The organism is Peribacillus simplex NBRC 15720 = DSM 1321 (genome assembly GCF_002243645.1).
Lineage (GTDB): Bacteria > Bacillota > Bacilli > Bacillales > DSM-1321 > Peribacillus > Peribacillus simplex.
In genome coordinates, this window is the sequence record NZ_CP017704.1 from 5,217,771 (window position 1) to 5,242,505 (window position 24,735).

Sequence of the window (24,735 nt, forward strand, 5' to 3'; positions counted from 1 at the left end):
GCCATTTTATTTTATGGAATTAGCCAGAGAAATGAAATCACACGACAGGAATGAATGAAATGAAAACCATTACAATTACTGATGTCGCCAATCACGCGAAAGTATCAAAAAGCACAGTTTCCCAATACCTGAACAAGCGATACGAGTATATGAGTGAAAAAACCAGGAAAAAAATTGAAGAAACTATAGAAGAATTAAACTATCAGCCTAATATAATAGCGCGCAGTTTAAAACAAAAATCCACATTTACCGTTGGGGTGGTGGTTGCCAACATCCTTCACACGTTTTCAACGCAAGTTATTAGAGCGATAGAAAACTACTTTTATGAACAAGGGTTTCATATTATCGTATGTAATGCAGATGACAACCCTGAAAAGGAAAAGAATTATATTGAAATGCTGAGAGCTAAACAAGTGGATGGGATCATCATTTTCCCCACAGGTGACAATCTTGATTTATATCAACGAATGAAGAGTGATCAATTCCCGATTGTTTTCATGGATAGGACGATCGAAGAATTGGATATTGCAACAGTCATGCTCGATAATCACCTTGCTTCCAAGTTAGCGATCGACCGATTTATTGAAAAGGGTTTTGAAAACATTGCAATCATGACCACTTCAATAATACGCGATATCAGTCCACGAATCGAACGGATCCAAGGTTACAAGGATTCACTGGCGTCACATGGGATACCATTAAATTCTGAATATATTAAAACAGTGAACGCAGATGAAATTCCTGTTGCACTTTCAGAATTTTTCGAATTGGAAAAGCCGCCTCAGGCCATATTGGCAGGAAATGATATCGTACTTAATGAAGTACTGCGTTATATGAAACAGCACGAAATCAACATACCTGATGACATAGCGGTTATAGGAATCGATGATGTACCGTATGCCAGTTTCTATACACCGACCATCACAACGGTTAATCAGCCAGCCATTGAAATGGCCAACTTGGCAGCAGAGTTACTGCTTAGTCAAATCAATAAAACAGGTAAAGAGGATACAAGCGTGCATCGCTTGAAACCGACTTTGCTTTCAAGGAATTCTTGCTAGAACCGGATGTAAGAATTTCTGTGAAAAAGAAAGCGCTTTTTTGCGGGAATTCTAAACCGATTTAGTAATAGGTCATATAGGCTTTACTCTTGGTTATTAAATGGAAACGTTTCCAAAAATGCAGCTGCATTTATTGAAGCGTATAGGGGGGTACTTTATGTTTTCAAATGGTAGAGGAATGGTCATCGTTTTCTTGTTCTTGGCTGGGGTAATAAATTATCTGGACCGATCTGCACTGTCTATTGCAGCTCCGTTCATCCAAGATGATTTATCTTTAACAGCAACACAGATGGGAATTATTTTTAGTAGCTTTTCAGTTGGTTATGCCATATTTAACTTCCTTGGAGGAATGGCGTCCGATAGATGGGGTGCAAAGATTACGCTTTTCGTGGCGATGATCGTTTGGTCTTTATTCAGCGGTGCACTTGTACTGGCTGTCGGTTTTGCGAGTATGATAGTCATCCGCATACTGTTTGGGATGGGCGAAGGCCCTCTTTCTTCAACCATCAATAAAATGGTGAATAACTGGTTCCCAGCGAATCAGCGGGCATCTGTCGTTGGTTTGACGAATAGCGGGACGCCGCTTGGTGGCGCGATTGCAGGTCCAATAGTTGGATTTATTGCCATCTCATATGGATGGAGAGTTTCTTTCATTGCCATAATGGTAATTGGTCTAATATGGGCGATTTGCTGGTGGAAGTTCGTTAAAGAAAAACCAGAAGAGTCAAAAGAACAGAAACATACGGGAAAATCTTATGTAGCGGCAACATCAGAAGGAAAGGTGAAATTCACCTTTTATTTAAAACAAAAAACGGTTTTATTTACAGCTCTAGCCTTTTTTTCTTACAATTATATTCTCTTCTTTTTCTTAACTTGGTTCCCAAGCTATTTGGTGGATGCACGCGGCCTAAGTGTAGAAAATATGAGTATCATTACAGTGATTCCTTGGATTTTTGGATTCATCGGACTTGCTTTGGGTGGATTCGTGTCGGATTTCTTCTTTAAAAAATTCGCTCAAAAAGGGGTTTTATTCTCACGTAAGCTCGTGCTAGTAACATGTTTGTTCTTATCGGCGGTATGTATCGGTTTTGCCGGACTTGTATCCACAACGGTCAGTGCGGTAACACTTGTCGCACTTTCCGTCTTCTTCCTATATTTGACTGGTGCCATTTACTGGGCAATCGTCAACGATGTTGTCGACCCTGGTAATGTTGGATCTGTTGGAGGTTTTATGCATTTCTTGGCAAATACCGCAGGAATCATCGGACCGACGTTAACAGGATACATTGTTGATACCTCAGGCACATACACAGTTGCATTCTTGCTTGCAGGTGGATTGGCCATCGTTGCATCGCTTGCAGTCATCCGTTTTGTACGACCGATAGTAAAGCCTGCGTAATAGATTGTTAGAATGGAAGTGTCTCCCAAAGGAAATATCAAGGGGAGGCACTTCCATTTTTTGTGAATTAAAACTTTTCATGTTTATTAGGCATGCCTAGCGGATCCGATTTTCATTACGAAATGTAGCTGGTGTCTTTTCATTGTATTTCTTAAAGGTACGATAAAATTGGGGCATGCTTTCAAAACCACACATTTCGGCAATATTGGCAATGGTGTGATTCGTTTCCAGTAAAAGTTCCTTTGCCTTGATGATCCTTTTCGTGTTTAGATACACGATTAACCCAATTCCAGTCGTTTCCTTAAAAACCCTGCTGAAATGAGCGGGACTAACCAAAGCTTTTTGTGCAAGTATCGTCAAATTCAATGCTTCATCGATATGATCATTAATATAGATTAAAATATCTTTGATCCATTCTGAACTATAGCTATTTCCCTCGGGTAAATATTCTTTGCCATTTCTCCGGGTACGGTATAAATCAAGTATGATTTGATGAACGATCAGCAAACAAGCATGCCTTGAGCCCATTGATTGGCTAGTTGTTTCTTGCAGGATGAGTTGTAGCTGTTCCTCCATCTTTACCTGTTCCTTTTGCGGCAATGATATTTTGTAATTCTTACTCTTTTTTGTCAGGTCAAACAAATGTAAATAAGAAAAAGAATCATCAACCATATCTTTATATATCAATGTGGGACTGAAAAAAATAATGGTGGAGGTAACAGGGTCGTCCTTATTGGGTAATGCCCTATGAATGGTATTATTCGGAATCAGGAATACATCCCCTTGCTGCATATCATAAAACACATCTCCGATAAAAAACGTTCCTTTACCGTTATAAACATAAACAATTTCATAATAGTCATGCATATGATCGGACAATTCATTCTGAGGACTTTTCGTATCTTGATAGACAAAAGAAAATGGGAAGAGTAAATCATGATTTAATGCATTATGGATTTTTTTCATTTCGTTCAGCTCCTGAATGTATATTACAACAAGAATGAGTATATTTATAGCAAAATACGCAATTAATATTTCAAAAATTGATGTTAAAATTATTATAGATATAAAAATTAAAAAAATTCAAGCGGAAAATGAAAGGGCTTTCTGAATGGATTGACGTTTGGTTTTGAACGTCTTCACTCATGATAAGGAGGGGACAAAGTGAATAGATTTGTTCAATTGCATTCAAATGATGATGTTGTTATTTCCTTGGAGGGCATTCATAAAGGACAGAGCCTCCAGATTCAAACAGAAGACAGGGGAATGATCCATATAAAGGCAAGTGATGACATTCCTAAAGGGCATAAGATGTCAGTGAAACCGGTAAAACGAGGGAGGGACGTAATTAAATTTGGCTACTCGATCGGAAAAGCTAAAGAAGATATCTCCATTGGCGATTGGGTTCACACCCATAATCTAGCATCCGGTTTGCATGGTATATTGGATTATTCCTATCAACCTAGCAGTCAATATACAAAAGTGCAAAGTCAAAATCATACCTTCCAAGGGTATATCCGTGAAAATGGGGAAGTGGGTATCCGGAATGAAATCTGGATCATCAACACGGTTGGTTGTATCAATAAAACATGTGAAGTTCTCGCTAAAATGGGAAATGAGCAGTTTAAAGGTCGAAAAATTGATGGGGTTCATCACTTTTCCCACCCCTACGGTTGCTCTCAATTGGGTGATGATTTGACCCATACACAGAAACTATTGGCGGCCTTGGTTCAACATCCAAATGCAGCAGGGGTTTTGGTTGTAGGATTAGGATGTGAGAACAATCAAATCGAAGCATTTAAAGAAGTCATAGGCGAATTTCCTCCAAATCGGATTAAATTTTTAAAAGCCCAGGAGGTTCATGATGAATTGGAGATCGGCTTACGTTTAATGGGAGAATTAGTGGAATATGCGGAAGGATTCGTACGAATGCCTGTACCGGTTTCAAAGTTGAAAATAGGCTTGAAGTGCGGGGGTTCAGATGGTTTTTCAGGCATTACCGCTAATCCATTGGTTGGTGCTGTTTCCGACCTTATTGTAGAAAATGGCGGGACAACGATTTTGACAGAGGTTCCTGAGATGTTTGGAGCGGAAACGATATTGATGAACAGGGCAAGAGATGAAGAAACCTTTAATAAAATCGTTGGCCTAATTAATGATTTTAAACAGTATTTCATTCGCCATGATCAGGAAATTTATGAAAACCCTTCACCTGGAAACAAGGAAGGCGGCATAAGTACGCTGGAGGAAAAATCACTTGGATGCACGCAAAAAGGCGGCCATGCCACGGTGGTGGATGTAAGCCCATATGGAGAACGAGTAGTGAAGCATGGTTTGAATTTGATCAATTCCCCCGGCAATGACCTGATATCGGTGACGGCTTTGGCAGCAGCGGGAGCACATATTGTTCTATTCACTACGGGAAGGGGGACACCTTTTGGCGGACCGGTGCCAACTGTGAAAATAGCAACGAATTCAGATTTAGCCAATCGTAAAAAACACTGGATTGATTATAATGCCGGGCGGTTGATTGAAGGTCAAAAGATCGATGAATTAAAGGACGATTTATTCCAATACATTCTTGAACTTTCATCAGGTAAAAAGAAAACGAATAATGAAAAATTCGGATATAGGGAGATAAGCATCTTTAAAGAAGGCGTCATTCTCTAACAGGTGTACATATCTGTTAAGTTATTAAAAAGGAGTGTTATTCAGTGAAAAGTATTGTTTGTGAACAACCTTTTGAATTTAAGATGATCGAGTCGGAAAAACCAGTTCCAAATTCAGGGGAAGCTTTGATTCGTGTGCGGCGCATAGGAATATGCGGAACGGATATTCATGCTTATGGTGGTAATCAACCCTTTTTTAGCTATCCTCGAATACTTGGCCATGAACTTTCCGGTTATATTGAGTCCATACCGGAGAATGAATCGGGGCTGAATGTCGGGGATCAAGTCTCGATCATCCCCTATATGGAATGTGGAAAATGCCTGGCTTGCAGAAGTGGAAAAACGAACTGCTGTACGGATATGAAAGTGTTGGGTGTACATGCTGAAGGCGGCATGAGTGAGTGGATGACGGTTCCTTATAATCATTTGGTGAGAACCGAGGGTCTTACACTTGACCAATCCGCAATGATAGAGCCTTTAAGTATAGGGGCTCACGCAGTTAGGCGCGCTGCTATTCAAAAAGGGGAATTTGCACTTGTGATTGGTGCTGGTCCAATTGGCTTGGGAGTCATGGCATTCGCTAAAGAACAGGGTGCGAAGGTGATCGCAATGGATGTAAATGATGAACGCCTTGCGTTTGCTGGCAAATGGGCAAATGTCGATTATACTTTGAACGTTTTGGAGAATCCAATGGCGAAATTAGCTGAATTGACAAATGGAGATATGCCAAGCGTGGTATTTGATGCGACAGGTAATGCTAAATCAATGATGGATTCATTTAAATATCCTGCTCACGGCGGAAGATTGATATATGTAGGTTTAGTTAAAGCGGATATTTCCTTTAATGATCCTGAATTCCACAGTAAAGAGCTTACATTAATGGGAAGCCGTAATGCAACAAGGGAAGACTTTGATTATGTCGTGAATACGCTGAAAAATGATAAGTTGGATATGAGTCAGTATATTACACACCGCACACATTTGGATGAAATGATCAATCAGTTTGAAGGGTGGTTAACTCCTGAAGCTAAAGTGATCAAGGCCATTGTCGAAATATAAGCATAAGCATTAGGTTTGCTGTCGTAAGGGTAACCTCTTGAAATCACACTCAAATTGGATATTTCTGTTAGAAAGGAGTTCTTTGGTCATGAACTTTAATAAAAGCCAACTGAAGGGTCTGAGTAAAGATACAAAAGCTGTCCAATATTCACATATGATGGATTTTCCCATAAAAGTATTGCAGATTGGGGAAGGGAATTTTCTTCGGGGCTTCTTTGATTGGATGATTTATGAATGTAATAAACAAGGCCATTTCCTGGGAAGTATTGCAGTTACCCAGCCACGCCCCTCCGGAAAAGGCAAAATAGAGGAAGTAAAGCGGCAAGATGGATTGTATACATTAATGTTACGTGGTTTTCACCAAGGGGAGAAAGTGGAACATACAGAGATCATTTCCGTTTTTTCGAAGGTAATTGATCCATATGGAGAATGGATGGAATTTTTAGCACTATCAGAAAACCCTGCATTGGAATTTGTAGTTTCTAACACGACTGAAGCAGGACTCAAATACCAGCCGATTCCTTTGGAAGAAGGAATCCCGATTGAATCTTTTCCAGGAAAACTGACTGCTTTTTTATATCATCGTTATCTGCATTTCAACGGAGATGCGGAAAAAGGACTCACCATGCTTCCATGTGAGCTTTTAGAGAGAAATGGTGATTCATTGAAGCAATGTGTTCTTAAGCATAGCAGGGATTGGGATTTACCAAAGCCCTTCATGGAGTGGGTGGACCGGGACAATCTATTCTTAAACTCGCTTGTAGACCGTATCGTTACAGGATTCCCAGCTAATGAGGCGGAAAAACTATTTGCATCATGGGGATATACGGATACTCTGCTAAATACGGCAGAACCCTATCATTTATGGGCTATTGAAGGTGACCCTTCTATTGATGAACGTCTTCCCTTACAACAATCCGGATTAAATGTGCGTTGGGTTAAAGATTTAGTGCCTTATCAAATGAGGAAGGTACGGATTCTTAATGGTTCACATACCTTGATGGCTCCTTTAGGCATTTTATCTGGATTGGAAGAAGTAAAACAGGTAATCGATCATCCTGATTTCAACCGATTCCTGAGCAATGCCATCGAAAAGGAAATAATTCCTTCATTACCTTTTGATCAAAATGAGATGATGCTATATGGGGAAAGTGTTCTTGAGCGATTTAAGAATCCTTTTGTACATCACCTCCTGGCCGATATTTCGCTGAATAGTATTTCGAAGTTTAAGGTTCGTCTCCTGCCTACATTAGAGGAATATCATATGGCGAAAGGTAGGCTGCCCGACTGTATCGTCCGAGGTTTTTCGGGCCTGATCCGATTTTATAAGGTTCATGAACTAAAAGGGAGTTATATTGGTAAAAGCTTCGCGGGTAAAGTCTATGTTGTTAAAGATGATATAAAGACTATTGAATTTTTCAAGGAACAATGGCTTGGTTATGAGAGGGGAGAAATCCCGCTTAGACAATTGATAGAAGCTACCATAAGTAATCAATATCTATGGGGGAAGGATTTGAGCGGTATCCCGAACCTAGGAAACGAATTATGCCAATATCTAGAAGGAATGATTGATGGAAATTATCCGTTGAAAGGATTCGGGCAAAGTTAAGTTCATGAATATCCTTCCTATCTCTTATTTTTTTCTTTATTTTATTTGTATTTTTGGTATACTGGATAAGTGATATAATTACTTGGTAGTTTCCTAATGGAAAGATATCAAAGGAATTACATATTCTTTATTCCCGTGAAGGGGAGTAGCGTCAGGGATAACCTGAAATAAAGTCGTCATTACGTGGGAATTCCACCGGCTTTATTGGCCTAATTCATTTAGTGCTTAGCGAGACCTTTGCCATATATGGCAGAGGTCTCTTTATTTTTGTATAAAGGAGGAAAATATGTTGGATTTTTTAACAGGTGAATTCATTTCAGGACTTTTAGCGATCATTATGATAGATTTGGTTCTAGCCGGTGATAATGCGATCCTTATTGGATTGGCTGCAAGAAAGCTTCCAAAAGATCAGCAAAAAAAGGTGATAATCTGGGGAGCGGTCGGGGCAATAGTGATAAGGATCATTGCCACGCTGCTGGTTGTTTGGCTCTTAGAGGTGCCTGGACTGCATTTAATCGGGGGATTACTTCTTGTATGGATTGCTTATAAGCTCCTTATCGAAGAAGAGGAACATGATTTGAAGCCTGCAGACTCTATGTGGGCTGCCATAAAAACTATCATTATTGCGGATGCTTTGATGGGATTGGATAACGTCCTAGCGGTTGCAGGTGCATCTCATGGTAACTTCACTTTAGTGGTGATCGGTTTACTTGTATCTATCCCAGTAGTGATGTATGGAAGTACTTTGATCCTGAAACTGATTGAACGTTTCCCAGTCATCATAATAATTGGTGCGGGAATACTAGGTTGGACAGCTGCTAAAATGATTGTAGCTGAACCCTTCATGCACGACTATTTTGCAAATCCCTTCATTAAATATGGATTTGAAGCGATAGTGGTGATTGGAATCCTGGTTGCCGGGACTTCAAGACAGAAAAATATAGAAAAAGCAAAAGCAAACAGAGAGAAAATGCAAATCGAACGTAATGGCTAATGGAAAAAAAGAGACCTTTCGAAAATGAAAGGTCTCTTTTTTTGTCTAAGCCCGAATGATATAAGTTGCAAAACCAGAAAAGGGTGTCCAAAGATCGGACTTTGGTACACCCTTTTCAAAATATTTAAGGAATCAATAACATGCATTTTAATCAAGATATCTTAGCCAAAATGATTATATGGAGCGATCACTCCTATCGTTAGTTTAAGTTAATCCATACACTTTTGACTTCCGTATAATTATCCAAAGCATAACTGCCCATTTCCCGTCCGATTCCACTTTGTTTATAACCGCCAAATGGTGAAGCGGCATCGAAGGCGTTATAACAGTTTACCCAAACTGTACCTGCCTTTAATTCATTAGCCACATAATGGGCTTTTTTTACATCCTGTGTCCATAAACCAGCAGCCAATCCATATTCAGAGTTATTTGCACGGTTTATCACATCATCCAAATCGTCAAATGGCATGGCGGCTACAACTGGACCGAAGATTTCTTCTTTAGCGATTGTCATTTCATCTTCAACGCCTGCAAATATTGTAGGTGTTACAAAATAACCCTCTCCTTGTCCGTAATTGCCCCCGGTAACCACTTCGGCTCCTTCAGACTTTCCTTTTTCAATATAACTGCCCACTCTTTCCAATTGTTCACTGGATACCAACGGCCCTATCTGGGTAGATGGATCAAGACCGGCCCCTTGTTTAATGTTTTTTGCATGGGACACTAAGTCAGCTACCACGTTGTCATAGGATTTCTTTTGAATGTACAGGCGGGAACCGGCACAGCAAACTTGTCCTTGATTAAACATGATGCCCATTAAAGCACCAGGAATGGCTTTACTCATATCTGCATCCGGTAAAATGATATTAGGTGATTTTCCGCCTAATTCCAACGAGATTTTTTTCACAGTTCCCGAGGCTTGGCGCATGATCATTTTACCTACTGAGGTTGAACCGGTAAAGGCAATTTTATCGACATCTGGATGGTCTACAAGCGGTGACCCTGCTGTTTCCCCAAATCCAGGTATGACATTAAGAACGCCAGGAGGAAAACCAGCTTCAAGCGCCAATTGACCTAAATATAATGCTGAAAGCGGCGTTTGCTCCGCTGGTTTTAAAACAATCGTACATCCGGTTGCCAGGGCTGCGCCTAATTTCCATGCGGCCATAAGTAGAGGGAAATTCCAAGGGATGATTTGCCCAACCACTCCAACTGCTTCATGACGGGTATAGTTGAAGTAATTCCCAGCAACAGGTATTGTTTGTCCTACTATCTTAGTAGTCCAACCAGCATAATAACGGAAGTGATCGATTGCAAGGGGGACATCGGCATTAGTCGTTTCGCCAATTGGCTTGCCATTATCCAGGGTATCCAATTGTGCTAAAGCCTCTTTATGTTCCTCCATGAGGTCCGCTAATTTATAAATGAGGCGACTGCGTTCCGATGCACTCATTTTTTTCCAAGGACCGTTGTCGAAAGCCTTACGGGCTGCTTTGACTGCTTTATCTACATCTTCCGGACCTGCTTCACACACAACCGCTAAAACCTTGCCGTTTGAAGGATCAAGAGTCTCAAAGGTTTTTCCTGAAGCAGCTTCCACCAATTCCCCATTAATCAAAAGCTTTTTAGTGCCCTTCAAGAATTCTTGCACTCGTGAATTAAGTTTAATAGTTTGTTCCATGTATAATACCCCTTTTCATTTGGATTTTAAGTTCGATCATAAAATCTGTGCAATGGCGTTCCTCTAAGTAAAAGGATCAGGTATAAGCTTATGTTTTCGATACATTTCTCTTTAGCTGCTTGCAGCATGTTTCAATATCTTTAAAAACTGGATTACTTGATTTCGTTCCCCCCTTATCAAAAAGGAATCAATTTCTCGACATGTAATTATGCAAGACTTATGCCAATAACAAAAAACCAATGAAACCAGTTAAAGAAGATGGTAGAGGGATATGGGAAGGTGCCGTTCTGTTCCATATTGGAACAAGCAGGTGTTCCATATTGGAACAAGCAGGTGTTCCAATATGGAACAAAAAAGTGAAGTAGTTCGCAGATGGCTGTCTTCACTTTGGTGAATATCTGAATTTTCTGTTATAATTAAATTGAATGAACGAATCCTAAATACTCTGAAATATTAAAATGCATAGAATTTCATTAATGAAATTGAATAAAAAACAGTGGCCATTTTACTGGATTATACATACGGGAGGATTATTCAATGTCTGTTAATATTAGCGCGGATAAAGGAACCATACCGGCATTTATTCAAGAATCATGGCAGCGGTGCATTTCGAAGGGGCTTCAGCCAAGCAGGATGGATAAGGAAGATATGCTTGGTGCATTTGAGTTGGCCGAATACCACGAACGATATGCAGAACTCCTGTACCATTCTTCCCCCATTTTAGAAGAAGTTTATCGCTCGATTAATGGTTTGGAGTCCATATTATTACTTGCTGCTCCTGAAGGATATATCATCGAAACAGTTGGAGATCCAGCTTTCATTCGCCATGCAGATAATGTTTCCCTGAGAAAAGGGGCAAATTGGCTAGAGGAATCAAAAGGAACAAATGCAATAGGAACTGCCATAGTAGAAAAAAACCCAGTATTGATTCATGGCAGTCAACACTTTCATCAGGATAACCATTTCCTTACTTGTGCCGCATCGCCCATTTATCACCCCGATGGGCAGCTGCTTGGTGTTTTGAACTTAAGCAGTCATCAACAGAATTATCATCCTTTTTCCATTAGTTTAGTTCAGAGGGTGGCTGATAGCATCAAACAAGCACTATTATTGTCCCATACTCAAAAAAGGGAGAAAAACCTTTATTTTATTTATGATTCATACCCTGATCCGTTAATTACCCTTGATAAAGAGGGGAAAGTTACAGATCTCAATTTAGCGGCGTCGCATGTTATAGGCACATTGAGAAAACCGGTATCGAATATAATATCAGGAACAGAACCACTTGTTTTAGAACAGAAGGTTTCAATTAAAGACCAGGAGTTCTTGGTTCAAACCCTCGGCAATAATATAGAACATCAATCCTCCGTGATCGTGCGGTTAAAAAAACAAAAATTGATTGATGGTTTAACAACTAATCGTTATCAATTTACTGATATAATAAGTAATGATCCGCAAATGAATCAAACCATATCCATTGCTAAAAGAGCTGCAGCACTTGATATCAGCCTGCTAATCACTGGAGAAAGCGGAACGGGAAAAGAACTGTTCGCTCAATCCATTCATGGGGTTAGCTTAAGAAGTGATAAGCCATTCATCGCCATCAATTGCAGCGCAATTCCCGAAAACTTATTGGAAAGTGAGTTATTTGGGTATGAAAAGGGTGCCTTTACTGGCGCAAAAAGCGGCGGGCATAAGGGGAAGTTCGAAGCGGCAGATGGCGGAACCCTGTTTTTGGATGAAATCGGGGATATGCCGCTTCAAGCTCAAGCGACACTGCTCCGTGTGCTTCAGGAACGATGTGTGACGCGTGTCGGCGGACATGCTTCCATTCCCATCGATGTAAGGGTCATTGCCGCCACCAACAAAGACTTACAAAAAGAAATTGAAGCTGGAGAATTCCGTGCAGATCTATTTTTCCGTCTTTGTGGATTATCTTTAAAACTTCCAAATCTAAGGAGTCGTAAAGATTTATTGCTGTTAGCAGAATGCATTTTAGCGGATTTACCTTATAAGAGTGAACATACCGAACTAACTGACGAAGCTAAAACATTCATTTTGGAATATTCGTGGCCAGGAAATTTCCGCGAATTACAAAACGTGCTCGGTCAGGCTGCATTCCTAGCTGATAATGGCCCGATTAGAAGGGACTTGCTTGTGGCACTTTGTCCTGTTTCTTCCGTTACACATGAGGAAGAGGCAAATGCCGATCGAGAACCAAGAAACTTTCAAGAACAAGAAACCCAACTTATCAGAAATGCATTGGAACGAACAAATGGAAATATCAGTAACGCCGCGAAACAACTCGACATCGGCCGAAATACGCTTTATAGAAAAATGAAAAAATATGGAATCAACTATCAAAAGTAAGAGTTTCATCGTATATAAAAAAACACGAATGATGCGTTTCCTTTTTATGACAATATCGAATTTTCGGCCTGATTTGGTCGAATCTTTGTTATCGCAAGTAACTATATGCGGACCAGCATACCTTATCTCTTTATAAGCTACATTTCACCTTGAAAAACAATAAATAATGAAGTGCAGGAAATCAAAATCTCATATAGAATGATGTTATTGATATAGTATCTAAAATTCCGCAAGGGATGTGTGGTCAATAGTATGAAGTTGTCATCTGAACATACGAAGTATAAACATGTATTGATTCAATATTTGGAAGAAAATGAATCTGCGTTTTTAAATGAATGGAATGAGACTATTAAGATCAATGAAATAGACCCCTACAAAGAAAAGATTAAAGAAAATGGTTATGGGATGTACTCACTGGTCATCCAAACGTTCAAGGAAATATTGTCTGATGATGTGCTGATAAAATTGGCTTACCAGGTTGCAAAAGAACGTCTTGAAGCAAATATCAACATTGGGGATTTTCTATATAATATCAATTTGGGGAGAAATATCATAATCAGAAATGTTTTTGGGGCCAATATCCCAATTAATTATATGAAGAAATTCATTAATGACATCAACTTGCACTTTGATACGTTCAGCTACCATGCAGTAACAAGATATACGAATCTTACAAATGAAGTGATTGAGGAAAAAAAGTCTTATATTAGTGAAAACCACAAAGATAAATTAGCGGTACTAGGTCAGATATCATCAAGTTTTGTACATGAGTTCCGAAACCCTCTTACAGCTATCATGGGGTTCAATAAATTACTGAAGAGGGAGAACCCGAGCTTGAAATATTTGGATATCATTGATTATGAGTTAAATCAGCTGAATTTCAGGATAACCCAATTCCTCCATACCTCTAAATCTGATTTTAATGAGGAACAAAGAGAGGAAATTTCCGTGTTAAAGTTAATTGAAGAAATACAAGAACTGACATATGCAAATATAGTGGATGCCAGCGTTAATGTGGAAATAAATATTTATCCAAACTTTGTCATGACAGCGAGCAAGGATGGGTTAAAACAGGTGTTCTTGAATCTTTTTATAAATTCCATTGATGCCTTAAAGGATAAGGAACATCCTAGAATTTTGAGGATAAACTCTATAATTGAGGCGAATGAAAGAATAATCCGAATTTCAAATAATGGACCGGCCATTGCCAGTGAATTGATAGAATCTATTTTTGAGCCTTTTGTCACAACGAAGGAGCTAGGAACGGGAATTGGATTATACGTATGTAAAAAGATTATTGAAAGTAATGATGGATATATGAATTGTGTCTCCAATGAAAATTTAACTACATTCAGCATCCATTTCCCAAAAGTTCAGAACTGAATTTATAATGGGTTAATACATATCATACATATCGATATTTTTCGACGCTTGTACATAGTTCTTTGATTAATAGCAGAAGGGCATTCCGGGTCTGCCGGTAATTTACATAAAATCATTCTCAGTGAAAATATATCTATTTGGAAGATGCCAAGAAATCAATTTGGATTTTAGCATCTTCTTTTTTATCCCTGTTATTTTTCAGTATATATGTTTGTCGAAATTTTAAAAGAAAACAATTAAATTGTCATTTTTGATTCGATTGTGAATCGAAAAGGGTGGATAATTAATATTTGAATCGAAAATTGAATTTTTGATTCAATATCGAATCGTTTTAAATTCATAAAAGCGTTAAACACTACTAAAATAACTATCCTTTTTTTGGCATGGATATTGCTTTTTATAATATATGTATAAAATTTTTAGTGAGAGAGGGTGCTTTTATAAAAAAAGAAGAGTGAGGAAGGAATAATAGAGCTGGGTAACTATATTTTTACATAAAAGGACTTCACTCAACAAAAAGCAAAAAGTGCAAAATCAACCAGAACATTGTACTTTCCGTGTATTTCGTTGAGGGGCTGATGGTAGTAAAGAAGGATTATAAAAAGAAAGCGGATACAGTTAATAGAGTATATGCTGTGCAATATACATATATCGATTGTGAATTTGGCATCATTAAAACTAATGATGAAACGGGATAAGACTGTAACATTTTTTTGAATGAAAGATTTCTACTAGGGTACCCATGAGCAGTGGTTTACTGCTTACAAACGGTAAATAGACAGTTTTAAAGGATGGTGACAATAGTGGCACTTCAAACAAATGAATTGAAACATGGTCTCAAGACCAGGCATGTCACAATGATTTCTATTGGCGGGGTAATTGGGGCAGGACTATTTATCGGAAGCGGAACAATAATAAATTCAGCAGGACCTGGTGCTATTTTATCGTATATAATCGCAGGATTGATGATCGTGCTTATAATGCGCATGCTGGGTGAAATGGCTGTAGTAAATCCTGATAGCGGATCCTTTTCAACATATGCACATCAAGCATTTGGTCCCTGGGCCGGATACACGATCGGCTGGTTATACTGGTTCAACTGGGTTATCATCATTGCTATTGAAACTACATTATTGGGTACTATGATTCATGATTGGTTTCCTGGTATACCTATGTGGGCTGCTAGTCTATCTTTCCCTATATTAATGACGATTACTAATATCTATTCAGTCAAAGCTTATGGGGAATTTGAATACTGGCTAGCTTTCATGAAAGTGGCTGCCATTGTAATATTCCTCTTCCTGGGTGCCGCCATGATTTTTGGATTTGTTCCGGGTTTTGATTCACCAGGCCTTTCAAACATTACTGGGGATGGAGGATTTTTACCAAAAGGTTTTCTGCCTGTCCTTCTTAGTGTGATATTCATTACTTTCTCTTTATCGGGAAGTGAGGTAGCTGCAATTGCTGCAGGAGAGTCTGAAAACCCTGAAAAAAATATTATTAGAGCCATAAACAGTGTTGTATGGCGTCTCCTTCTTTTCTTTGTTGGTTCAGTGACCGTGTTGGTTCTCGTAATCCCCCAGGGGGCTGAAGATTTACTAAAAACCCCCTATGCCAGCGTATTTGATATGGCAGGCCTACCGGCAGCGGGTCAAATCATGAATATCGTAATCTTCACTTCATTGCTTTCTGTTTTGAATTCAGGGCTATATACAAGCTCCCGTATGTTATATTCTTTATCAAAAAAAGGTGATGCACCGAAAATCCTTTCTCGTGTGAATAAGAGGGGAATCCCGATTTGGGCGTTAACGGCAAGTGTTTTCTTTTCTTATGTGTGCACGACATTTAAATTTGTTTCTCCTGATAAATTGTTTGCTTTTCTCGCAAACAGCTCTGGAGGAGTCACTATGATCATGTATATCTTTATCGCCTTTTCCCATCTATATTTACGGAAAAAGACGGAAAAAGAAAATCCCGGGACACTCAAAGTGAAAATGTGGCTATTCCCTTATTTAACCTACGCGACTATTGCCGTATTATTTATTATATTCGTTGCTCAGGCGTTTATTGATTCCATGAGATTGCAATTCTTTCTTACAACCCTTCTCACGATTCTAGTAATTGGGTCATACTTTCTGTTTTATCATAAGAAAAAGGTAATAACTCCTGAACAAGAAGCAACACTAAAAAATATTCACGTTAAGGAAGGGTAACGGATGTAGTCGATTTTGTGTAATTATAGAAAGAAAAGATTGACTATTCTAATAAAATGCTACTCTTCAAACAACCGTTTTCTAGCAAAAGGATATTATGGTAAACAGAACAAGGGCTACGGCTGTATTGACCAGAAGAGAAAATGAAGAGATCGATCAAACCTTCTTTAACGCAAAATCCAGCCAGCATATGAATTCCAAAAGTCCTTTTTTGAAGATGGGGAGACTCCTGCGGGAAAAGCGCGTCCAAGGGAGACCCCACAGGCGCAAAGAGCGCCGAGGGCGGAACGCCCGCGGAATGCGAGTACCCTACGTTCCAATCAACGTTCAAGTTTTTACAAACCCTCAAAAAAACATAGACGAACTTAATTTTTATCTAGTTTGTCTACAGTCTGAGCTGCTCTTAATGGGCAGCTTTTTTTCTGGTTCCATAAATGATCAAATACATTTAATGGGGGGGAATTAAGCGTGTTCGTAATTGTGACTGCTATCAACCCCATTATGATGCTCATTCATTTGCAACTTTGAAATCCTTTGCTAGAATATAATCTATAGAAAAGATTAGGAGTGGTGACTGTGGCTGAAACTCCAGCTGAAGATTTGATTCATTATATTGCACCAAAAGGAGAGTATATCTCTTTTTTAGATGATACGGACTATATCGCTAAAGGATTGGAATGGAAATTATTCACTGCCCGTTCGGTAAAAAGAGAACTATTATATAAAAGCGGCAGTTTTCAAGCAAAAGTCAAATTAGCAGGCTACGAACAGTATGGAAATGGTCTAGACACTGTAGTCGTTGAATTTGAAAATGGTAAGCTTAGTTGCATTCACCCTTCCTATTTAAAGGAAATGCAAAGCTCCAGTTTCGGAAAAGAATTGTTGAGTGGACCGGTTTCCGAAACATCTGCAGATCCAAGTGAAACTGAACAGGTAATGGAAGCACCAATTACGGAAAACTCTGATCAGATAAGTGAAGAACCAAAAAAAGCAAAAACCAAAACTAAAAAGACGACAGCAAAACCTAAGTTAGACTTACCAGGGGAAAAAGTGCATTTCACTGCAACCGTCAAGGAATTCACGGCGAAAATGAACCATTTCACTGGTGAAGAAGATGAAGTCATACTCTTGGAGAATGTCAAAGTGACAACGGAACCTGAATTGACAATCGGCGATGCTTGGTGTGGTTATAGCAAGACATTAAAAAAAGCTGAGCTTGAAGAAGGGGACGCAATCGAATTTGATGGAAAAGTGGTCGACAAAAAATACAATAAAGAAATACGGTATAAAGTAAATAATCCATCTAAGTTAGTGAAAAAGGGGATGGAAGCTTAAAAGCAAAGTTCTTGAATGAAAGGGAGTAAGCCACCGCTTACTCCCTTTTTTTGTTGCATTAATCAGTTTTCTAAAGAAATGAATGCCCATTGTGAACTTATTAGAATAGATGAGTCCATTCCTGAAATATATTCGTTTGTGGGAGATACAACATATAACCATTCTCCAATCGTATAGTTAAGGGTTTCGCTTTTGTGGTTTCATATATTCCAGTGTTGGGGATAATACATTATGATAATGGATTTATAAAAAGATTAGGGGGGGTTTTTATATGAAAGAATTATTTCGGTTATTAAAACAAGGTAATAAATCGGCGTTCATTGCTGCCTGTGTGAATAGTATCATCGCTGTGCTAAAGGGGATTGCTTATTTCATGACAGGGAATGTCGCTATGTTTGCTGAAACTTTACATACTTTGGGCGATGCTGCGAATCAGTTTTTCGTCTTCATTGGTTCCGCACTAAGTAAAAAGTCACCAACTGATCGATTCCCTGATGGTTTTGGACGTTTGGTTAACCTCGTATTATTAGGGGCAGTATTGGTTGTCGGAATCATGTCTTATGAAACGATTAAAGAAGGGTTCCATCATATTTTGCACCCTGCAGAATCAACTGGCATCCTTATTAACTTGTCCGTCCTTTCGTTAGCGGTTGTGTTGGAATCATATGTATTATTTAAAGCGATGAAAGAAGTGGTGCATGAGACTGGAATCGAAGCTAAAGGAGCAGCCGTCATATTTAAGAGCTTCTCTGGTTTAAAAAGAGCAAAACCAGCGACGAAATTAGTATTCATGGAAGATATGGTAGCAACCGGTGGTGGGGTACTTGCGATAATTGCCATTTTATTAGCAAACTTCACGCCCTTCATCCAAGCGGAAGGAGTCGCTTCCGTCATGATCGGTCTCGGTATGTTCTATGTGGTTGGAAGGGTTTTTCTTGATAATGCTGCAGGTGCTCTTGGGGAAGCCGATATTGAAATGCGACAAAAAATTGGAACTATGGTCATGGATGATCCAGACGTTAGGGATATACAGAAACTGGCCGTTATAAAAGAAGGGGAAGACTTTCATGTTGAACTTGAAGTTGAACTTGATCCCCATATTTCAATCGCCCAGGCGGATGACATTAAAGATCGGCTGTTTAATGAGATATTCAAGGAAAGAGGAGTAACGGATGTCATTATTGAATTTGATGAAAATGATGGTGTTCCAAAATGGGAAGGTCAGATAAAAAAAGAATTGAATGAAATGAAAAAAGACAGGGAGTAGAAGATGTTTAGAATGGCGGAATACAAAGTGTCCGGATAAGGATATCTGGTTGATTATAAAAAGCATGAAACTAATGAAAATGCCTGTTCAATTCTTCACGTACTTTCCTTCCGTATGCATTATAAGCTATCATGGACTTAGTTACATAAAGAAGGATTATGGAAGGGTGAATAAGAATGGAGAAACAAGATATTAAGCTAGTTGCACTTGATATGGATGGCACTCTGCTCAATAAGGCTGGAGAGATATCTGAAGAAAATCGGAGAACGATAAAAGAAGCCGAAGATCAAGGGATTTTTGTTGTATTGAGCACAGGAAGATCCTTTGCGACATGCAGTGATTTTGCAAAGTCAATGGAACTCCAATCATACCTCATTACGGTAAACGGAAGCGAAATATACGATAATCAAGGAAAACTGGTGGAAAGGAAAATCGTCGATAGTGAGTCGATACAATGGATGTGGGAATTAAGCCAAAAACATGGTACACATTTTTGGGCAATTAGTTGCGATAATATTTACAGGGCTGAAATGCCTGAAAAAATCCATGATTCGCAATGGCTTAAATTTGGATTTGATACAAATGATGATGACGTCCGCCAAATCCTCATGGATGAACTGGTATCAAAAGGAAAGTTTGAAATAAGCAATTCAAGCCCAACTAATATTGAAGTGAATGCCATGGGCGTCAATAAAGCGAAAGCGATAAAGCTTGTATGTTCATTGCTCGATATTACTATGGATAATGTTATGGCAGTAGGTGACAGCCTTAACGACCTTGCAATGATTTCTGATGCAAAAGTGGGTGTGGCAATGGGAAACGCCCAAGAAATTGTGAAAGAAAAAGCAGATTGGGTTACAGCAACAAACGAAGAAGATGGTGTGGCTAAGGCCATTCGTAAATGGGCGCTTTCAAATTGAATCGACACTGTATATGGGACGTATTCCATATACAGTTTTTTCATTGAAATGGCGCTGCATGACAAAGAGATTCTGCTGTTGAATTAATTTCTTGAAAATTGTGTATTTTAGAAGTATGATAATCTAGTAGTGTTATATTTTGGTAATATATTAAAAATGGGAGGTTTCAAGATGACAAGAAGTTTGCCTGAACAGTGGTGGAATCAATTATCTTTACCAGTTATCTCAGCACCTATGTTTTTAATATCCGGTCCTGAGTTAGTGAAAGAATGCTGTTTGAATGGGGTGATCGGTTCTTTTCCAGCGCCGAATGCGCGGCCGATAGAGGTATTGGATGAATGGATGAGTGACATAAACGACACATTGATTGCAGCAAAGGCTAAAGAACCAAGCTCAAAGATTGCTCCATGGGCAATGAATATGGTTGTCCACCGTACATATAGCCGTCTTGAAGAAGAGTTGGAATTGGTCAAAAAGCATCAGCCTCCCATCGTCATTACATCTTTAGGTTCACCAAAACATGTGGTGGATGTCGTACATAGCTATGGCGGCTTGGTCTTTTCTGATGTCAGCTCTGTGGATTTTGCAAAAAAAGCTGCGGAGTCAGGTGTGGACGGATTGATCTTGGTTGCTGCGGGAGCCGGTGGTCATGCGGGTGAGATAAATAGCTTTGCTTTCGTGGACAGCGTAAGGACATTCTGGGACGGAATCATTTTGCTTGCCGGATCCATCAGTACTGGTCACAGTATCTTGGCCGCTCAGGCTGCAGGAGCTGATCTTGCATATATGGGTACTCGTTTTATCGTGGCAAAAGAGAGCAGGGCAAATGATGAATATCGTGAAATGCTTGTCGATTCAAATCATGATGACATCATCTTGACTGATGCATTTTCAGGCGTTAATTGTAATATGCTTAAACCGAGCATCAGAAAGGAAGGCATGGACCCAGAACAATTAGCTAAAAAAGAAAAAGTCGATTTTGACAGCATGTCCAAATCAACTGATTCTAAAGCGTGGCGTGATATTTGGTCAGCGGGTCATGGTGTAGGGTCGATTAAAAAAATAGATACCGCTGCCGGAATCATTAAACAGTTAGAAAAAGAGTATCAGGAGTCCTTAAAGAAATTGACCGGGCAGGCGGAAAAATTAAAAGGCATTATATCAAAATGATATGAAAGCGCTTCATTTAATTATGGGAATATAGCTAATTAAAAAGGGTATCCATTATGGATACCCTTTTTTTCCATGCAATATATTCAGCTAAAAAGGCAATCCAATTAGGTTATAAAGAGAAAAATTGTAAATATAGGATGTAAGACAGAGAAAAAATATTGATAAAAAGATGGATAAATGTTATATTATTTTCGTGATAATGACCGAATGAACAATATAGTCATTAGTTATTGTTTGTTTAAAAAGTAATATATATTAAAGGATTAAGATAAAAAAATTTAAATATATATTGCAGAAGCAAATGACTTAAATATGTATTCTTCAATCCGTTTTTCACCGAGATAGATTAAATAAACGGCATATTCGTCGTATAGGAGGGCTTGGTAGGCGTGTTAAAATCTTTAAAGGGTGAATTTTTAGCCATAATAAAACATCCTATGATACTCATTTCCATAATAGGGATCATACTGATTCCCTTATTATACAGCGGCACGTTCCTGTGGGCATTTTGGGACCCATATGGTAAGGTGGACCAATTGCCTGTTGCCATTGTCAATATGGATGAGGGTGCGGAGTTCAATGAATCGGAACTTACAATAGGAAAAGATTTAGTCAAGGAGTTAAAGGAGAAGAAGGATTTCGATTGGCATTTCGTCAGTCAAAAAGAAGCCAATGAAGGCCTGGAAAATCAAGATTATTACATGAAAATAGAAATCCCGAAAAACTTTTCGAAAAATGCAACGACCTTACAGGATGACAATCCGGAAAAACTTGATTTAATTTATACGTCCAATGAAGGGTTCAACTATATATCCACAAAAATAGGTGACGCAGCTTCGGAGAGAATTAAAGGGGAAGTTTCGTCAGCCGTTACAAAAACCTATGCGGAGTCAATGTTCGATAATTTGAACGAAGTGGCTGACGGACTCAAAAGTGCCAGTGATGGAGCTGGTGAATTGAAAGATGGAACAGATACAGTGAAGAACGGATCAAGTGAACTTGGTGAAGGGATTAACTCAGCTAAAGAAGGTTCCAAAAAAGTGGATGAAGGAATTGATTCCCTTCATTCAGGTTCTGTTGAAATCCATGAAAATCTGGAAAAGTTAGCTGAAAAATCATTGACCTTTTCGAATGGGGTCGGTTCGGCAGCTGCGGGATCAAAAGAACTTAATCAAGGGTTACAACAGTTTAGCTCTGGTGTTGGTCAAATGAAGGATGGGCAATCAGAGCTTTTGCAAGGAGCCAAGAAATCTGAAGCTGGAACTGGTGAATTGGCCTCCGGACTGCAACAGTCAATAGAGGGCTTCAATCAAATTGAAGAAAAGCTGCCCGCTTTGACAGAGGGTGCAAATGGTGTGGCTGCTGGCGCTGCTCAGCTTTCAGGTTCATTGTCTGAATGGAGCGCAGCATCGAACGAAGCAAAAGCGGGGGCATCTGAAGTTTCGGCAGGTTTGGATGAGGTTATTTCAGGATTGAAACAACAATCTGAAGCTACGGGTGATCCTGCCGAGAAAGCGCGTTTGGAGGGAGTGATTTCTTCTCTAACCCGCATCAGTGAAGGAAGTAAAGGAGTTTCTGAAGGAGTAGGGAAACTATCAGCCAGTGCAAGTGAAATTGCTAAAGGCTCAAATAATCTTAGTGATGGAGCTAATCAGTTAGGTGAAGGTACAAGTGCATTAAGCGGTGGTTTCACTCAATTGAAGCAAGCTCAGGATAAACTTGCCAATGGGGCGAAAGAACTGAAAAATGGTCAAGGTCAATTGGTGTCAGGTTTGACAACATTTGGTGATAGTATAGATTCAGCCCAGAGTGGGCTTGGACAGTTAACCGAAGGCAGCAATAACTTGGTAAGCGGGCTTGATCAGCTTGAAGATGGCTCCAAGCAATTATCAAGTGGAACCTCACAGCTTTCCGAAGGTTCGAAAGGACTGGTTACAGGAACGGATAAGTTGAAGGAAGGTTCATCCAGTCTTACTAATGGTATGGGAGAACTGGCGAATGGAGCCATTAAGTTACAAGATGGAATCGCCAAACTTTCAGATGGATCTGCAGAATTACATGACGAATTGAATGATGGGGCAAACGAAGCAGGCAAGATAAAATCCAATGAAGAAGTATATGATATGTTTGCAAGCCCAGTTAAAGTGGATAAATTACCAATTAATAATGTACCGAACTATGGCACTAGTTTTGCACCATATTTAATTTCATTAAGTTTATTTATCGGGGCTATCGTTCTGACGATCATATTCCCGTTAAGAGATCCTGCTGTTAAACCTGCAAATGGATTTAGCTGGTTTATAAGTAAATACAGCGTCATGGCAATCATAGGAATCTGTCAAGCCATATTGGTGGACTCGATTTTAATTTTAGGTCTTGGAATCAACGTTACGAGCCTGCCGCTATTTTTTGCAGTAAGCATTCTTGCTAGCTGCACATTCATGGCAATCATTCAGTTCCTGGGTTCAGCCTTTGACAATCCTGGCCGGTTCATAGCATTATTGATTTTAATTCTTCAACTGACCAGTAGTGGCGGAACATTCCCAAATGAATTGGTTCCTGGATTCCTGCAAGGATTCACACCGTTCTTACCGATGACTTATTCTATTAATGCTTTTCGTGCAGTCATCTCAACTGGAGATTATAGCTTCATGTGGCATAATCTTGGCATATTGGCCATATTCCTCGTTGCGGCATTAATATTATCACTTCTTTACTTTATTTATCGGTATAAGAAATTGAACGGCGCATTAAATGAAAAACAGGGAGATGCAACTGTACATTGATTAAAAAAAACAGCGACCCGTCATGGGTCGCTGTTTTTTTAATCAATATCAGGTAATTAGTGAAACGCAGGAAAATAAAAATGCACCTTAAATAACACCCAGCGTAAAGATATGTATTCCTGTTCTCATGGAATAGCAATTTGCTATAAAACGGTTTGTTTGTGACAAACTTTGGTGCAGCCTGTACGCGGAAGTAAAATTATTGAATCATCTATACCCTTGTCTTTTGAGAAGCAGGTGCATATTTCTTCATCGGATTTTTAGCAATGACATCCTTTAAATAAGGATGACCAGAAGGACCTTGTTTTCTCATAAGTTCCATTAGGTAAGAAATATCGTCCAGAGCCCTGTGTGTCTGGAAATTAGTGATATTATGTGCCTGCAGCAATGTTAAGAGTTTACTATTCTCAAACCCGTATTGCTTCCAAGGTACATTCCGCATCGTACAGAACCACTTTTGATCATTGATTTCCGGATACATTTGGTAGAGAAAACTTCTATCGAAAGAAGCATTATGTGCAAAAATCGAATCGGTCCTGGCAAAGAAGGATTTAATTTTTTCATCGTGAAAACTTTTTCCTTCGACGGAGCTGTATGGAATTCCATGAATTCTGTATGCTTGATCATAATTCCTTCTTGCTCCATAGGAGAGAGGCTCCCTTAAAAATGATTCCTGATCAATAAGATTAATAATTTCGCCTGTTTCACTGCTATATGTAAAGAGTATTAGAGCAAGCTCGATAATTTCATCGGAAGAGGGACGTAAACCAGTTGTTTCTACGTCTAGCACTAAACCTAATCTATTAGACATTTTTT

At 39.2% G+C, this 24,735-nt stretch carries 18 protein-coding genes; 15 read left to right on the top strand and 3 right to left on the bottom strand.

Going from position 1 to position 24,735, the window contains the following annotated elements; translation table 11 throughout:
• The first annotated feature begins 59 nt into the window (after window positions 1-59).
• A complete protein-coding gene (locus tag BS1321_RS25210) occupies window positions 60-1,061 on the top strand; it encodes a LacI family DNA-binding transcriptional regulator (RefSeq protein ID WP_063235031.1) in 1,002 nt (333 codons plus the stop codon).
• Window positions 1,062-1,218: 157 nt separating this feature from the next.
• Entirely contained in the window at window positions 1,219-2,460 is a 1,242-nt protein-coding gene (locus BS1321_RS25215) for an MFS transporter (RefSeq protein WP_063235030.1), read from the top strand.
• A 96-nt stretch (window positions 2,461-2,556) separates the two neighbouring features.
• Here the strand turns inward: BS1321_RS25215 and BS1321_RS25220 are convergent, their stop codons facing one another.
• The gene (locus BS1321_RS25220; RefSeq protein ID WP_063235029.1) at window positions 2,557-3,426 is read right to left on the bottom strand and encodes an AraC family transcriptional regulator; all 870 of its coding nucleotides are present in this window, start codon (window positions 3,424-3,426) and stop codon (window positions 2,557-2,559) included.
• Between the two features lie 198 nt (window positions 3,427-3,624).
• On the opposite strand from BS1321_RS25220, the gene BS1321_RS25225 reads away from it, so the two are divergent.
• From BS1321_RS25225 to BS1321_RS25240, 4 genes are all read left to right on the top strand, one after another.
• The gene (locus BS1321_RS25225; protein WP_063235028.1) at window positions 3,625-5,130 is read left to right on the top strand and encodes a UxaA family hydrolase; all 1,506 of its coding nucleotides are present in this window, start codon (window positions 3,625-3,627) and stop codon (window positions 5,128-5,130) included.
• A 44-nt stretch (window positions 5,131-5,174) separates the two neighbouring features.
• The gene (locus BS1321_RS25230) at window positions 5,175-6,188 is read left to right on the top strand and encodes a zinc-binding alcohol dehydrogenase family protein (RefSeq protein WP_063235027.1); all 1,014 of its coding nucleotides are present in this window, start codon (window positions 5,175-5,177) and stop codon (window positions 6,186-6,188) included.
• Window positions 6,189-6,276: 88 nt separating this feature from the next.
• On the top strand, window positions 6,277-7,797 hold the full coding sequence (locus BS1321_RS25235) for a tagaturonate reductase (protein WP_063235026.1): 1,521 nt from the start codon (window positions 6,277-6,279) through the stop codon (window positions 7,795-7,797).
• Between the two features lie 289 nt (window positions 7,798-8,086).
• Window positions 8,087-8,791, top strand: a complete 705-nt coding sequence (locus tag BS1321_RS25240) for a TerC family protein (protein ID WP_063235078.1) — start codon at window positions 8,087-8,089, stop codon at window positions 8,789-8,791.
• Window positions 8,792-8,990: 199 nt separating this feature from the next.
• Here the strand turns inward: BS1321_RS25240 and BS1321_RS25245 are convergent, their stop codons facing one another.
• On the bottom strand, window positions 8,991-10,472 hold the full coding sequence (locus BS1321_RS25245; RefSeq protein WP_063235025.1) for an aldehyde dehydrogenase family protein: 1,482 nt from the start codon (window positions 10,470-10,472) through the stop codon (window positions 8,991-8,993).
• A 537-nt stretch (window positions 10,473-11,009) separates the two neighbouring features.
• Here BS1321_RS25245 and BS1321_RS25250 point away from each other — a divergent pair.
• From BS1321_RS25250 to BS1321_RS25290, 9 genes are all read left to right on the top strand, one after another.
• Window positions 11,010-12,842 carry a sigma-54-dependent Fis family transcriptional regulator gene (locus tag BS1321_RS25250; protein WP_063235024.1) on the top strand — a complete coding sequence of 611 codons (1,833 nt, stop codon included), beginning with the start codon at window positions 11,010-11,012 and terminating at the stop codon, window positions 12,840-12,842.
• Between the two features lie 252 nt (window positions 12,843-13,094).
• Window positions 13,095-14,225, top strand: a complete 1,131-nt coding sequence (locus tag BS1321_RS25255; RefSeq protein WP_063235023.1) for a histidine kinase N-terminal domain-containing protein — start codon at window positions 13,095-13,097, stop codon at window positions 14,223-14,225.
• A gap of 794 nt (window positions 14,226-15,019) precedes the next feature.
• Window positions 15,020-16,438 carry an amino acid permease gene (locus tag BS1321_RS25260; protein WP_144477085.1) on the top strand — a complete coding sequence of 473 codons (1,419 nt, stop codon included), beginning with the start codon at window positions 15,020-15,022 and terminating at the stop codon, window positions 16,436-16,438.
• Window positions 16,439-16,477: 39 nt separating this feature from the next.
• Window positions 16,478-16,585, top strand: coding sequence for a hypothetical protein (locus BS1321_RS28640; protein ID WP_419555872.1), 108 nt, complete (start codon window positions 16,478-16,480; stop codon window positions 16,583-16,585).
• Between the two features lie 429 nt (window positions 16,586-17,014).
• A complete protein-coding gene (locus tag BS1321_RS25270) occupies window positions 17,015-17,773 on the top strand; it encodes a hypothetical protein (protein ID WP_063235020.1) in 759 nt (252 codons plus the stop codon).
• Window positions 17,774-18,044: 271 nt separating this feature from the next.
• Window positions 18,045-19,040 carry a cation diffusion facilitator family transporter gene (locus BS1321_RS25275; RefSeq protein WP_063235019.1) on the top strand — a complete coding sequence of 332 codons (996 nt, stop codon included), beginning with the start codon at window positions 18,045-18,047 and terminating at the stop codon, window positions 19,038-19,040.
• A 176-nt stretch (window positions 19,041-19,216) separates the two neighbouring features.
• Entirely contained in the window at window positions 19,217-19,960 is a 744-nt protein-coding gene (locus BS1321_RS25280) for a Cof-type HAD-IIB family hydrolase (protein WP_063235018.1), read from the top strand.
• A gap of 171 nt (window positions 19,961-20,131) precedes the next feature.
• On the top strand, window positions 20,132-21,130 hold the full coding sequence (locus BS1321_RS25285) for an NAD(P)H-dependent flavin oxidoreductase (protein WP_063235017.1): 999 nt from the start codon (window positions 20,132-20,134) through the stop codon (window positions 21,128-21,130).
• Window positions 21,131-21,522: 392 nt separating this feature from the next.
• Window positions 21,523-23,919: a YhgE/Pip domain-containing protein gene (locus BS1321_RS25290; protein ID WP_063235016.1), complete on the top strand. Its 2,397-nt coding sequence runs from the start codon at window positions 21,523-21,525 to the stop codon at window positions 23,917-23,919.
• A gap of 211 nt (window positions 23,920-24,130) precedes the next feature.
• Here BS1321_RS25290 and BS1321_RS25295 read toward each other — a convergent pair whose 3' ends face one another.
• Window positions 24,131-24,730 carry an exonuclease domain-containing protein gene (locus BS1321_RS25295; RefSeq protein ID WP_063235015.1) on the bottom strand — a complete coding sequence of 200 codons (600 nt, stop codon included), beginning with the start codon at window positions 24,728-24,730 and terminating at the stop codon, window positions 24,131-24,133.
• Between the last annotated feature and the right edge of the window lie 5 nt (window positions 24,731-24,735).